The organism is Deminuibacter soli (assembly GCF_003412455.1).
Lineage (GTDB): Bacteria > Bacteroidota > Bacteroidia > Chitinophagales > Chitinophagaceae > Deminuibacter > Deminuibacter soli.
On record NZ_QTJU01000005.1, the window covers coordinates 247,636 to 261,590 of the forward strand.

10 protein-coding genes are annotated in these 13,955 nt (G+C 48.7%); 2 read left to right on the forward strand and 8 right to left on the reverse strand.

What is annotated here, in order from left to right:
• The first annotated feature begins 198 nt into the window (after positions 1-198).
• A complete protein-coding gene (locus DXN05_RS15465; protein WP_116848175.1) occupies positions 199-864 on the forward strand; it encodes a phosphohydrolase in 666 nt (221 codons plus the stop codon).
• 229 nt (positions 865-1,093) lie between these two features.
• Here the strand turns inward: DXN05_RS15465 and DXN05_RS15470 are convergent, their stop codons facing one another.
• Complete coding sequence (locus tag DXN05_RS15470; RefSeq protein WP_158559271.1) at positions 1,094-3,532, reverse strand: TonB-dependent receptor domain-containing protein; 2,439 nt, start codon at positions 3,530-3,532, stop codon at positions 1,094-1,096.
• A gap of 149 nt (positions 3,533-3,681) precedes the next feature.
• Between DXN05_RS15470 and DXN05_RS15475 the strand changes: the two genes are divergently transcribed.
• Positions 3,682-4,095, forward strand: coding sequence for an EamA family transporter (locus DXN05_RS15475; RefSeq protein WP_116848177.1), 414 nt, complete (start codon positions 3,682-3,684; stop codon positions 4,093-4,095).
• Here the strand turns inward: DXN05_RS15475 and DXN05_RS15480 are convergent.
• The 7 genes from DXN05_RS15480 to kdpB form a co-directional block, all read right to left on the reverse strand.
• On the reverse strand, positions 4,085-5,275 hold the full coding sequence (locus tag DXN05_RS15480; protein ID WP_116848178.1) for a glycoside hydrolase family 130 protein: 1,191 nt from the start codon (positions 5,273-5,275) through the stop codon (positions 4,085-4,087). The genes DXN05_RS15475 and DXN05_RS15480 overlap by 11 nt on opposite strands.
• A 182-nt stretch (positions 5,276-5,457) precedes the next feature.
• Positions 5,458-7,128: a sensor histidine kinase gene (locus DXN05_RS15485; protein ID WP_245975222.1), complete on the reverse strand. Its 1,671-nt coding sequence runs from the start codon at positions 7,126-7,128 to the stop codon at positions 5,458-5,460.
• A gap of 19 nt (positions 7,129-7,147) precedes the next feature.
• Positions 7,148-8,275 carry a sensor protein KdpD gene (locus tag DXN05_RS15490; protein ID WP_116848180.1) on the reverse strand — a complete coding sequence of 376 codons (1,128 nt, stop codon included), beginning with the start codon at positions 8,273-8,275 and terminating at the stop codon, positions 7,148-7,150.
• Positions 8,276-8,421: 146 nt separating this feature from the next.
• Complete coding sequence (locus tag DXN05_RS15495) at positions 8,422-9,885, reverse strand: outer membrane beta-barrel protein (RefSeq protein ID WP_116848181.1); 1,464 nt, start codon at positions 9,883-9,885, stop codon at positions 8,422-8,424.
• 14 nt (positions 9,886-9,899) lie between these two features.
• A complete protein-coding gene (locus tag DXN05_RS15500; protein WP_147313935.1) occupies positions 9,900-11,024 on the reverse strand; it encodes a porin in 1,125 nt (374 codons plus the stop codon).
• Positions 11,025-11,152: 128 nt separating this feature from the next.
• Entirely contained in the window at positions 11,153-11,716 is a 564-nt protein-coding gene (locus DXN05_RS15505) for a K(+)-transporting ATPase subunit C (RefSeq protein WP_116848183.1), read from the reverse strand.
• Positions 11,717-11,792: 76 nt separating this feature from the next.
• Positions 11,793-13,838, reverse strand: a complete 2,046-nt coding sequence (gene kdpB / locus DXN05_RS15510) for a potassium-transporting ATPase subunit KdpB (protein WP_116848184.1) — start codon at positions 13,836-13,838, stop codon at positions 11,793-11,795.
• Between the last annotated feature and the right edge of the window lie 117 nt (positions 13,839-13,955).

Below are 13,955 nucleotides of genomic sequence, written 5' to 3' on the forward strand. Positions count from 1 at the left end.
GAACTTGGCGGAGATCGAAGCGGGGATTTGTTGCCGGTGGGGACACCGGGCAATGGCATTTAGGGGGGGCGTTGAGCTTGGCGGAAGCCCTTGAACACTGTCTGCTGTACCTGGTTACGCTGGGTTGTTTTATTGTAATGCTGCTGATTCATTTCAACAGCTGAGCAGGGTTAGCGCATTTTTGCTACTTTAGCCGTTATGGACATGCAACTTCTTACTTACTGGCAACAACAGTTCATCAGCTATTTAACTACACATGCCAACAGTGATGACGGCGCGCATGATATGGGGCATTTTAATCGTGTATGGCAAAACTGTCGCGCCATTAACCAGACTGAAGGTAACAAGGCCGATGACCTGGTACTACTTACTGCCGCCTATTTTCATGACCTGGTTTCCTTTCCCAAAAATCATCCTGACAGAAGCTGCTCTTCCCTATTGAGTGCAGACCAAACTGCTGTTCTGCTGAAGGAACATTTCACGGGTTTTCCTGCAGATAAAATTGCCGCGGTTCATCATGCGATTCATGCACACAGTTTTTCAGCGGGTATCCCTACCGAAACTTATGAAGCACAAATACTGCAGGATGCAGACCGCATGGAAGCGCTTGGCGCCATCGGTATTGCACGCACGTTTTATACTGCCGGCCTTATGCATTCATCGATGTTCAACGCGGAAGACCCGATGGGTGAAAACCGGCCTTTGAATGACAGCAGGTATGCACTTGATCATTTTACTGTGAAACTGCTGCAGTTGCCTGCGTTGATGAATACTGCCGCAGGTAAGCAAATGGCCCGGGCGAATGCGGATTACCTTGTGCAGTTCAGGGAGAAGATGTGCAGGGAGATTACTGGTGAGTGGTGATCACTGGTGAATAGGCAATAGTGAATGATCTGAGCGGGATGGTTTAAGGTTTAATGTTTGATGTTTAACGTTGACCTTTGCGGAGGTGATCTTAGCGAGGTGTGTTGCCGGTGGGAACACCGGCAAGGGCTGTGGAGAATAACAAAAGAGCGCCGGGGCGCTCTTTTGTATTATGCTTTGTTGTGCAAGCTTTGCTTACGCACTGACGATTCACGACTGACGATTCACGCTATAGCTGTGGTTCGCCGCTGTCGTTGTGTTTTTCTTCTTCTTTTTTGAAGCTGAGTTTGCCGAATTTATACGTAAAGCTGATACCGATGGAACGGAAAGGTATCTGGCGAAGGGTGTTTTGCGTGAAACCTGTTCCCCGGATAGCAGTGAGCTGGTTTACGTATTTGTTGAACAGGTTGGTGGTGGTTAATGCCAGGCTGCCCTTGGTGTGCCATAGCTGTTTGCGTACGGCCAGGTTATAAAAGGTGAACGAGGGATACCTGCCCTGCACTTCGTTGCGCGCTGAATTGAAGTTGCCAAACAATTCTGCCGTAAGTGTGCTGGTGACCTGGTAAGTGGCGTTCAGGTTGATGCGGTAGTTAAAACTGCTGATTGAATTGCCGGTGTTGATGCGGTTGATGATATGTCTTTCAAACAACATTACGTTCGAACGCAGGCTGAGTGCATGTGTGATGGGTACAGAACCATATAAGCTTAAGCCCGTATTTTCTTCGAGCCCTATGTTGGCATAGGTGGTTACTGACGTGTTGGTGTAGGTAGAATCGCCCACGAGGTATTCGGGGTAATAGACTACGTAGGGCTGTATATCGTGGTTGGATCTGCGATAGAACAATGCTGCATTGAGACTGGCGCCGCCTTTGAATGACTGGTTGTAGCCTGCTTCAATGTTGTCGCCGATTTCGGGTTTCAGCAGTGGATCACCATGTGAAATATTCTTGGGATCGGCGGTGTTTACAAACGGGTTGAGCACGCGGTAATCAGGACGCTGTATGCGGTGTGTATAGCTCAGTTTTACAGAAGCCTCTTCATTCAATTTATGCAATAAGGTAACAGAAGGCGCCCAGGTGCTGAAATCGGGCACGGTTACATCCGGCGCCTGCGAGTAGGCTGCATCTACATGCGTGTACTCGTAACGGGTACCGGCTTTTACATCGAGAAAGTGATGGAACAATGCGAACGTGCCTGAAACATAGGCTGCATATACTTTTCGTTTGTACTGCAGCTGGTTGGATTGCGCGGTATCGTACAGGTATTCGCCGTTGGTGACATCCAGTGCTTGTACTGCCGCATTGCTGGCGATGGAACGGAAAGTTCCTTTTACACCGGTTTCGAGGGTGAAGCTTTTTGAAAGCGGGTTGGTGTAATCTGCCTGTATGTTGATTTCCCTGTCTGTTCCCGGGTTATCGCCACTGTTGCCCGCAAATGCAGCGCCGGCAGCAGTTTGCTGGGTTTGCTGGTAGTATACATGGTTGTTGCCGTAACTGGCGTTGTACAACACGTCGAGCTCTTCTCCTTCTTTTTTAAAGGTTTTTTTATAGCTCAGTCCCCAGTCAACTGTATTAAACCGCAGCCTGTTGGCTGCAAGCGTGGTGGTGTGGAGCGGGTCGTCTCCTGCCTTTGCGTATTGCTGCAAATAGCTGGTGCTGTTATTGTGTGTGCCGAAATGATCAAAACCAATATTACCGCTGAGGTTGTCTTTTGGTGTGATGTTCCAGTCGAAGCCCAGCCCTGTTTCAAAACCATTGCGGGTAAATTCACTGCTGCCGTTCTGGAGCAGCATGGTATTGGTTGAATCGGTGGCATGCCGCTCAAAACTGTTGCGGGTAGTGCTGCGCAGCTGTGCGTTGCCGCTGAAGAATGCATTCATACCGAAATTGCCTTCGCGCATGTTCAGGTTCAGCGATCCGTTTTCGAGGCGGGAACCGCCGGTAAGGTTAACGTTACCGTTGATGCCACGCACGGTACTTTTCTTTAAAATGATATTGATGATACCACCGGTGCCCTCTGCATCGTAGCGCGCACCCGGACTGGTGATCACTTCTATGCTCTTAATCTGGCTGGCCGGTATGGATTGCAGTGCATCGGAGAGGTTGGCGCCAAAAACGCTGGAAGGCTTGCCATTGATGAGAAAGCGGATATTGCCGTTGCCCTGCAGTTCTACATTGCCATCTGCGTCAACTGATATCTGCGGTACTTTTTTCAGCACATCGGTAGCAACACCACCCTGGGAACTGATATCCTTTTCGGCATTGTATACCATTTTATCCAGCTTGTTTTCTACCAGGCTGCGCGTGGCAGATACCGTTACACCCTGCAGTGCAGCGGGCTCTTTATACAGTGTAATGCTGCCCAGTTTTTTTGTACCGCCTGCGGCAACAACAATGCGCTGCAGTGTTTGCGTGCTGTAACCGATAAAACCAATTTGTATGGAATAGGTGCCTGCGGCCACCTCTGTAATGCTGAAATTACCTGCAGCATCGGTGGTCGCGCCGTTTACGGCTTTGGCGCTCCCGGCAGCAAGCAGCGTGATGGTTGCGTATTCAACAGGCTGTCCCGTAAGCGAATCTTTTACTTTACCTTCAACAGAACCTGCGCCCGCAGCGGGTTGCGCCCATGTTTTCACTAACAAACAGCACAGCAGGCTGCCTAGGATCATCCAACGTTTTATTGCCATTGTATTCATAACTGGTGGCAAACATACCGGGAATTTCTGAAGACATTTTGAAGGTGTAATAAATATTGTGGTTGTTACAACAAGTGCACACTTACAACAGTTAGTTATAGTACAACAAATTCAACAAGCTTATGTGGTGGTGGTATGCTTTATTATCGGCTTTTTTCGCGGCGCTGACGGCGGTATTTGCGAAGATGGGTATCCGCCAAATGGATTCTGACCTGGCTACGGCTATCAGGACTGTGGTGATTTTACTGGTTGCCTGGGCTATTGTGCTGGTGAAGGGCAGCGGCAGCGGCATTACGCATTTATCTAAACAGAACTGGTTGTTCCTGTTGCTGTCTGGCGCGGCTACCGGGCTGTCGTGGATCTGTTATTTCAAGGCATTGCAAATGGGCAAGGTATCGCAGGTGGCACCGGTTGACAAGCTGAGCGTGGCTTTGGCGATTATCCTGTCGTTTGTATTCCTGGGTGAGCAGCTTACGCTGAAAACCATTGCAGGCGCATCACTGATCATTGGCGGTACGCTGGTGCTTATTTTATAACCGCAGCCATAGCCCTTTTGCGAAACGGCGGTGTAAAAGTAGCGGGCAGGGCATCGGGCAGCGCCGGATGTTCAGGATCATACACGGCAACAGCTACGCGCGAATCGGCGCAGCCATAATATAAAAACCATTTGTTGTTGAAGTACACCAGTCCTTCCGTAAACACTGTACCGTTTATATACTGGCCACTTTTTTCAAAGCTGGCCACAGGGCGCAGAAATGGCACGTCGAGGCGTGCTACAGGCTGTGTGGGATCGTTTATATCAAACAACACCTGGCCTGCACAATAGCTGTTGGACGTAAAACGGCTATCACCTGTGGTGGCGCTGTTTTTGCCATTGTACACGAGCAATATGCCGCGCGGTGTGATCACTGCCGGCGGACCGCATTCGGTTAAATCACTGTCAAAATAGCCGTCCCTCGGTGAGATAAAAGGTTTCAATGCACCGGCACTATCCAATACCGGTTTCCAGTTTACCAGGTCGGTTGAGGTTGCGCCATACACACCATGCTCACCCCAGTACATAAAGTAGGTACCCTTGATTTTGGCGATCACCTGTTTGCCATTGGCTATCCGTGTAACGATGGAAGCAGATTTGGTGGCAGTATCGTAAAATTTTCCGTTGTAGGCCTTCCTGAAAATAGGACCGAATTTTGTCCAGTGCAGCAAATCCCTTGAAGTAGCCACCCCAAGCCGCGGTACTTTGCGGTTCCATTGCGTGTAAAACATAACGTAGGTGCCGTCTTCCGTAACAGCCACCCGCGGGTCTTCACAGCCGCCGGGAAATTCATGTACTTTTTGTGCGTCATTATCGGGGTGCAGCACCGGTGTGGCGCGGCGTTCAAAGTGAAGTCCGTCAGCACTGGAGGCATAGCCAATGCGCGAAGTACGTTCGCCAATGCCTTTGCCGGAACGGTCTTCTGCACGGTATAACACCACTATCTTCCCGTTTTTCACAACTGCTGCGGGGTTAAACGTATCATTCGATTCCCAGGGCACTGCCTGTTTTAGTACAGGGCAATTAAAATATACATTATCTACCGGTGCAATAACGGGATTGATACTGTCCGGGCGCACAAAACCGCCAAAAGCCCATGCGGGCAGGGAATCTACAGACTGGGCCTGTACCAGGAACGGTGATAACAACAAGGCAAAAAATGCCTGACACAATTTGCTCATATGAACGCAGCTATGACCTTAAATCTACGTTTTTTTGCTTAATCGTTTGAAGTTTAATGTTTGAAGTTTGAAGTTTGAAGTTTAAAGTTAGGGAATACGATAACAAGGTACTCGCAACGTTAAACATGAAACGTTAAACATTAAACATGAAACATGAAACGTTAAACATGCAACTTCAAACATCAAACCACTGGCAAACTAAACACAAACCTGCTGCCTTCTCCGTAGGAGCTGCTTACCCATATCTGGCCGCCTTGTGCTTCTATAAATTCGCGTGATATGGCGAGGCCAAGTCCGGTGCCTGCTTTTTCAATGCTGCCGGGTACTTTGAAATAGCGGTCGAACACACGGGCGAGGTATTTCTCTTCAATGCCCCTGCCATGATCAGCTACGGCGAATAAGACCTTGTTGTTGTCGCGCTTTACAGTGATCTCGATGGTGCCGTTTTCATGGGAGTATTTGATGGCATTGGTAAGCAGGTTAATGAGTACCCAGGATGTTTTTTCCGGGTCGGCCATAATGGGTGGCAGGTTATTTTGCACGAACAGCTGCAGCTGCAGGTTGCGTTGTGCAACCTGTGTAGCCACGGCCAGCTGTGCCACTTCCACTACTTGTTCGGGCGTGGTTTGCTGCAGTTTCAACTGGATGTTGCCGGTTTCTACCTGCGCCATGTTCAGCAGTTCGCCGGTGATTTTAAGGAGGCGGTCTATATCATCGTCGATGCTTTTTACCAGTTCCTGCTGTTCTTTATTCATGTCACCTACGCGGGTATCGTTGAGCAGGCGGGTGCTCATTTTTATAGATGACATGGGCGTTTTAAGTTCGTGCGATACGGTGGCGATGAAATTGGTTTTGGCTTCGTCCAGTTCGTGAAACGGTGTGATGTTGCGTAGTACAATTACCTCGCCTATCAGCTGTTCGCCGTTGTTTACGGTGATGGGATCTTTGATAAAGAAGCTTTCCTTGCCGTCTGCGTAGATCTTCAGTTCTTTCTTCTCCCTGTCTTGCAGCAGCGTGCGCATAAGATCGTTGCGGATGGCAATATCGGCATTGTACTGACCGGTAATTTCCGCTTCTTTCAACCCGAACAGGTTTTCGGCTACTGCATTCATGAACAGTACGTGCCCTTTTTCGTCAAAACCAATGATGCCATCTTTCATCTGGTTGATGATGGTTTCAATGCGTGTTTTCTCGAACAGAATCTGCGACAGGCTGCTGTGTTCATATTCATCAAGCTTTTCAGCCATGGTATTGAATGCACCGGCCAGTTCGCCAAACTCATCACTCTGCTTAAGATATATGCGTTTGCTGTAGTTTTTGCCTGCAATGGCTGTAATACCTTCTGATAAAGCCTGCAGCGGGGCAGAGATAATGCCGGGGAAATTGATGATAAAGGTGAATGCGACAATGGTGAGTATGGTAACGATGATGGTTAACCAGAAGGTAGCATTCTCTGCTGTGGCGGAGGCCGTTTTGTTTTTACGCAGGATGGCCAGCTGGTTTAAATCCTGTATGCGGTAAATTGCGTTGCGGATGTTGTGTGCGTAAGTGCTGTCGCCCGGACTGGCTTTCAGCCTGTCGAAATTTTTACGCAATTCTATGGTTGCATTGCGCTCCCCTACTTCGGTTTCATTTTTTTCCTGCATGGATAAATTGTGCTCAAATACGGTGACTGCACCAGTATCGCGGGAAACAGATTCGAGTGATTTGAGCATATTGTTGCAATATTCCAGCGTAATGTGGTTATCCTTTAAAATCAGCCGCGCGTCTTTACTAAGCAGGTTGATGTACACAATGCCCATGATACCAAACGAGAGTATTACGATAAACAGGAACACAAGCCCTAGGGTCAATTTCGTTTTTAATCGCATATTATTCAGATAAAATAATCAGGTCAATATCAGAACTGCTCAGCTTTTTCAGCAGCTGGTTAAAAATAGCGGTTCTTAAAATAATACTCCGCAGTGTAATATGGGGTTTTCCAATGCAAAGCGTGGTTATTTTATTGGCTTCCGCTGCTTCCAGTATACCGGCACCCACAATGCTGTTTTTAACACGTATTACTTCGGCGCCCATTTCGGTAGCCAGCTTAAAGTTATTGATTAAATGCCGTTGTGCGGCGAGGCCAATTTTATCGGCTTCTTCACGGGGTGTTTGCACGTACAGCACAAACCATTTGGCGTTGTAGTAAGTGGCGAGCCTGGCTGTTTTGCGGATGATGTTTTTGGATACGTTGTGGTTACTGCTGATGCAGCACATGAGCCTTTCGGCGCGGTTCTGGATGTTGCGGGGAATCTCGGTATCGATTTTCCTTTCTACCTGCGAGGCTACTTCTTTCAATGCCAGTTCGCGCAGCTGCAGTATTTTCTCGGGCTGAAAGAAGTTCCTGAGTGCGATGGGTACTTTTTCCTTTGCGTAGATGTTACCGGCTTTTAAACGACTGATGAGTTCATCTGCCGTAAGGTCGATGTTAACTACTTCATCGGCCATGCGGAGTACATTGTCGGGAATGCGCTCGGTTACTTCCACGCCGGTTATTTCGCGCACATCATCGTTGAGGCTTTCGATGTGCTGTATGTTTACGGCTGTGATTACGTTGATGCCTGCATCGAGGATGTCCATTACATCCTGCCAGCGCTTTTCATTTTTGCTGCCTTCGATATTGGTATGCGCCAGCTCATCGATCACGACTATTTCGGGACGCAAATTAAGAATGGCCTGGAAGTCCATTTCATCAAGCTCCTTGCCTTTGTAAAACAGGCGGCGGCGCGGTATTACAGGCAGGCCATCGAGCAGGGCTGCTGTTTCAATGCGGCCGTGTGTTTCAATATAACCGATTTTTATATCGATGCCATTGCGTATCAGGGTTTGGGCTTCCTGCAGCATACGGTAGCTTTTACCTACACCGGCACTCATGCCAATATAGATTTTGAATTTACCCCTCCTGCTTTTGCGGATCAGGTCAAGGAAATGCTGATCGGCGCTGTTTTCTTCGGGCATATGCGATTATTCTGCTTTAACAAAGATAGTTGAAAGTGCAACGGCTGCACGGTTAACCGGGCTTTCCGTAAAAGCAAATCGCATTACGTTCCCTTCTTGCCGGGAACGCAATGCGTTTGCTTTGCCTCAAATTGAATCCGGACCGCTTACAGGCGAACCAGTACAGCCAGTACCAGTCTTGATTCATGTTTAACCAGGTCGGGGCGCCAGTCTGCAGGAACCGGTGTTGTGGTATAACCTGTAGGCGAGGTTACGCCGCCATGGCCTGCGAAATAAGGCACATCGGCATTCCTGTTTACAAATTCAAGGCGCCAGGTAATATAATCGTTCGGCATCCAGTCGAACGTGGCAGAGCAATCAAAGCCATTGAATTTATCACCAGGGTTTGCGGTGAAAGGATGTGTACCTACTGTTTGCGTAGGGTTGTTTGGGTTGGGCAGCGGGCTGGCATCGCCTGTTGGCAGCAATACCAGGTAACGGCCGGGGTTGTGAATAAAACCACCACCAAGCGTTACGCCGATTGTGTTTTTGTTAAACCAAAGCCTGTTGTACACCATGCCGCTGATGAAGTTCTGTGACGGCTTGGAAGAATCTCCGCCAAAGGGCTGCACACCACCACCATTTTCAAAACCCAGATCACCTGTAACGGAGAAGGCTGCACGGCTTAAGCCTTTTGACTGCGGTTTGTTGTAATAACGCAACAGGAAGCTGTTATCGGTATGGTAACGCTTTCTGCCTGGAATACCTGCTGCATCGGCACCGTAGTAGTTGTTAGACAATAACTGCAGGTATTCTTTCGGGCGCCATAATACCTGGCCACCGAAGCCCGGCATTTCATTGAACTTGCCGTATGACTGCCAGCCGTTGATGATCCAGGGTTCTATCTTCAGTTTGTTGCTCAGGAAAATCTGTATACGCATACCGTTGAAGAACCACGGTGTATTGTCTGAAGTAAAGGATGGCTGGTAAGCCCAGTTCTCGTTGTTGTAGTAGCTGAACAAGCCAACGTACGACATGAATAAACCCATATCCACGTTAATGCCATGCAGCGCGTTGAAATGATACCCGCCGTATGCTTCGCTGATGTAGCGGTACACATTGGCGAGGTCGTACTGGCCACGATAAATGCTGTAATCGTTACGGGGCACCACTGTTGAGCGGGTGCCGAACTGCGTAACCAGTTTACCACGCACGTTGTTTGCATGAAACTCACCACCAATCACAATGTCAGAAACCTGGAACTCGTTGGTACGTGCAAGGGCGGTTGAGCCAACTACGGTATGATCAATGGGGTTGTGAAAGGAGTAGTTGTAGTTTCCATCGAACATAAAGATGGGGGTGAAATACCTGGTATCCAGCAAAGATTTATGCCTGCGGTCGTTACCGTTAATCCAGCTGAAATCACCATCTGCAAAGGATTCACCTTTGGTAGTAACAGCAGCCGGCTCTTCATTTTTATCCAGCAGTGAGGGATTTTTTTTCAGGGAATCAAGTAGTTCCTTCTTTACCTCTTCTACAATAATCTGCCGTTCTGTTTTGGGTTCTGCAGTTTGTGCGTTCGCTATTACCGAACCAAGCACCAACGCGCCTGAGAGCAATTGCTTTTTCATTTGTCTGTTGAAATTTAAAATCTTGCTGTTAAGCCAGCTACTATCAAAAAGTTGTTTTTTACGGGGTGCTGATCAGCAGAAACGTATACGCTGCCGGGCGACTGGAAGTACCTGCCTTCCACGCGGAACAATACATGCTGATCGATATTGAGGTTATAACACAAGCTCTCGCTATACGTACTAAAGCCGGTTACATTGGTTACGGGCTGCAACAACACATCGTGCGGATCACTGAAATACTCTGCCCTTGCAGACAGGGAATGCACTTTGTTAAAGGCATATTTCACCGCGGCATTGGCCTGCCACCATTTGTCTTTACCGAGGCTATGATCTGCGAGGTGCCGCTGTTGTATGCCACCGTACACATCGGCAGACAGGCTGATTTTTTCACCCGGCTGCCAGTTGGCATATATGTCGGTGAAGTACCTGTTTTTAAAATCAGGATGTGTTTCAGAACCTTCGTTACCTGCATACACATTCCAGTCCAGGGCAAGGTTGCCGGTTGGTTTGTATTCGAGGTTGCTGCCGAAACCGAGCGGGTTGTTTATATCGTTGATCACCTGCCAGCCATTGAGCAGGTACAGGTTGGCAGTAAGTTTTGCCGTAAGCGGTACGCTTACCCTTGCGCCTGTTAAATAGTACGGCACATTCTCGGCAGCCATGGATCTTGAGTACAGGAGCTGATCAAAAGAAATGGCCGATTCGTATGTGTAGGGCGAGGGCAGTACGCCCACATCCACCCATATGTTTTTACCTGCAAAAGGTTTAAAACCGATGTTGGCTTCTACCAGGTTACGGAGGGTTACTTTCTCGGCAGCATAGTTGGCATTCATGTAAGTACCAAAGCCCGGCGTTAACGTAGCCCTGAAACGGGCGGCCGTGTATTTGAGACTGATATAGGCCAGGTTGATGTTGATTTCATTGTGCCGTGAATTGGATACAACATACAACCTGTCTGATGTTTTGGGCTGGTTGCCATCGAATGCAAAATAGGCATCTACATAGCCTTCCAGCGTTAACCTGGCGGGCTGCGAAGTATCGCCGTTGAGCAACCCATTGTACAATACGGTTTGTGAACGTGCTTTTATAGCGGCGAGTATAAAAGCGGCGATCACCAGTATAATGCGGTAGTAATTCATGTTATCAATAGTTAAACAAACCGGGAGCAGCTGCAGGCAAGGGTTTAGGGCTTGCAAAAACAGCAGCCATTGATCATACAACAGGCAGGTCAACAAAACAGCCTGCAACCACTGCCGGTTTGATTGTATTATTTCAGCTTATCCAGTGCTACGTTCAGTTTCAATACATTTACTTTTGAAGGGCCGAGCATACCCAGGAGGGGTTTCCGGATGCTTGCATCTACCAGCTGGCGCACGGCAGCAGCGGGCATTTTGCGTGCAGCAGCCACACGGGTGATTTGCACATAAGCACCTTCAGGTGAAATATCGGGATCAAGGCCACTGCCTGATGCGGTTACCAGTTCGGCAGGGATTTCATTTTTCTCCACACCGGGATTGTGTACGAGGAAGGTGTCGATGCGATCCTGTACGGTTTTGAGATAATCAGGGTTAGAAGGCCCTTTGTTTGAACCGCCCGAGCCGGCAGCATTGTAGTCTACCGCAGAAGGGCGGCCCCAGAAATATTTATCGGCTGTGAACTTCTGCCCTATATTGGCGTAACCCACTACTTTGCCGTTTACCATTACTTTTTCACCATCACCGCCGCCGGGAGCAAGTTTACCAACAGCTGCAATAAGCAGCGGGTAAATGCCTGCAAACAACACCAGGCAAGCCACGGTTATTTTTATTGAGGGGAGCAAATACTTTTTCATGTTACGAAAGTTTAAACTGAGCTGCGCGCTTCGAGCCGCATGCTTCGAACAATACAATTCTTATTAACTGAGCCGGTTACATAAATACACCCAGCAGCAGATCGAGCAGTTTGATACCAATGAATGGTGCAACAACACCACCTACACCATATAGCAGCAGGTTGCGGCGCAGCAGCGCACTTGCGCCGATGGGTTTGTAAGCCACGCCACGCAAAGCCAGCGGAATAAGGATAGGAATGATGAGTGCATTGAAAATAACCGCCGCCAGTATCGCTGTTTCGGGGCTTTTCAGGTGCATCACATTCAAACCCTGCAGGGCCGGAATAGATGTAATGAAGAGCGCAGGCACAATGGCGAAATACTTGGCCACGTCGTTCGCAATGGAGAAGGTAGTGATGGTACCGCGTGTAATGAGCAGCTGTTTACCGATCTCTACAATTTCAATGAGCTTGGTGGGGTCATTGTCAAGGTCGACCATGTTACCGGCTTCTTTTGCAGCCTGTGTACCGCTGTTCATGGCTACGCCAACATCGGCCTGTGCCAGTGCGGGTGCGTCGTTGGTACCATCGCCCATCATTGCCACCAGCTTGCCACTCACCTGTTCTTTTTTGATGTAGTTCATTTTATCTTCCGGCTTGGCCTCTGCAATAAAATCATCTACACCTGCTTTGCCTGCAATGAATTTTGCGGTGAGGGGGTTATCACCTGTTACCATCACGGTTTTTACGCCCATTTTGCGCAGGCGTTCAAAACGTTCCTGTATGCCGGGTTTAATAATATCCTGCAGCTCAATAACACCCAGCACCTGTTCGTTGCGGCTTACCACCAGCGGTGTACCGCCATTTGAGGCGATGTCGCGTACCCTGTCTGCCGTATCTTTCGGGAAGTTGTTGCCTGCTTTGGTTACCAGGTTGCGGATGGCATCGAATGCACCTTTGCGTACACGGATACCTGAAGGCAGATCAATACCACTGCTTCTTGTTTCTGCGGTAAATTCTATAAAACGCGCACCATTGGTTGAATAGGCGTGGCCATTGATGCCGCCTGCCAGTTCAATGATGGATTTACCTTCCGGTGTTTCATCTGCCAGGGAAGCCAGCACACAGGCTTCGGTAAAGCTGTTGTCATCTACACCGGCTGTGGGCCAGAAATGGGTGGCTTTGCGGTTACCGATGGTGATGGTACCTGTTTTATCGAGCAGCAGCACATCTACGTCACCTGCAGTTTCTACTGCCTTACCGCTTTTGGTGATCACGTTGGCACGCAGCGCCCTGTCCATGCCGGCAATACCAATGGCACTCAGTAAACCACCGATGGTAGTGGGTATCAGACAAACGAACAGGGAGATAAAAGCAGCGATGCTGATGGTGGTGTTTGCATAGTCGGCGAAAGGCTTCAGTGTTACACACACGATCACGAAGATGAGTGTGAAGCTGGCCAGCAGGATGGTTAAGGCAATTTCATTAGGGGTCTTCTGCCGTGAAGCACCTTCTACCAGTGCAATCATTTTGTCGAGAAAGCTTTCACCAGGTTCGGTGGTTACTTTCACTTTAATTTTATCGCTGAGCACTTTGGTGCCGCCGGTTACAGATGATTTGTCGCCACCCGCTTCACGTACTACGGGCGCGCTTTCGCCGGTAATGGCGCTTTCATCAATGGTGGCCAGGCCCTGTATAATTTCACCATCCATGGGAATGGTATCGCCTGCTTCGCAGATAAACACATCACCTTTCTGCAACTGTGAGGAAGGCACGGTTCTTATTTCATCGGTGAAGATCCCGCCTGCTGCCATGAGTTTTTTAGCAGGTGTTTCTTCCCTGGTTTTGCGCAGGCTATCGGCCTGGGCTTTACCACGTGCCTCTGCAATGGCTTCCGCAAAATTGGCGAACAGCAGGGTAAGCAGTAAAATGATAAATATGGCGAGATTATATCCAAAACTGCCAACAGTAGCATCTTTTACCCGGAACGACCAGGCGGTAACAAACAGCATGATGGCAGTACCCAGTTCTACGGTAAACATTACCGGGTTGCGGAACATGCTTTTAGGATTCAGTTTAACAAAAGACTGTTTCAGCGCAGGCATCACCAGTTCTTTTGCAAACAATGCGTTATTCGGTTTCATTTTCTTCAATTAAGGTGGAATGGTTTTGTACGGCGGTTACATCAGGCCATCCAGTTAAGTTCTTTTGTCTTTTTTTTCAACGCAAAGGCGCAAAGAAAAAATCACAGGACGCACAGA

What these genes read in the sequence shown, in the direction of transcription:
- DXN05_RS15490 (WP_116848180.1), bottom strand. Translation starts at nt 8,275, where the DNA reads ATGCCCGAAGAAAACAGCGCCGATCAGCATTTCCTTGACCTGATCCGC.
- DXN05_RS15465 (WP_116848175.1), top strand. Translation starts at nt 199, where the DNA reads ATGGACATGCAACTTCTTACTTACTGGCAACAACAGTTCATCAGCTAT.
- DXN05_RS15505 (WP_116848183.1), bottom strand. Translation starts at nt 11,716, where the DNA reads ATGAAAAAGTATTTGCTCCCCTCAATAAAAATAACCGTGGCTTGCCTG.
- DXN05_RS15480 (WP_116848178.1), bottom strand. Translation starts at nt 5,275, where the DNA reads ATGAGCAAATTGTGTCAGGCATTTTTTGCCTTGTTGTTATCACCGTTC.
- kdpB (WP_116848184.1), bottom strand. Translation starts at nt 13,838, where the DNA reads ATGAAACCGAATAACGCATTGTTTGCAAAAGAACTGGTGATGCCTGCG.
- DXN05_RS15475 (WP_116848177.1), top strand. Translation starts at nt 3,682, where the DNA reads ATGTGGTGGTGGTATGCTTTATTATCGGCTTTTTTCGCGGCGCTGACG.
- DXN05_RS15495 (WP_116848181.1), bottom strand. Translation starts at nt 9,885, where the DNA reads ATGAAAAAGCAATTGCTCTCAGGCGCGTTGGTGCTTGGTTCGGTAATA.
- DXN05_RS15470 (WP_158559271.1), bottom strand. Translation starts at nt 3,532, where the DNA reads ATGATCCTAGGCAGCCTGCTGTGCTGTTTGTTAGTGAAAACATGGGCG.
- DXN05_RS15500 (WP_147313935.1), bottom strand. Translation starts at nt 11,024, where the DNA reads ATGAATTACTACCGCATTATACTGGTGATCGCCGCTTTTATACTCGCC.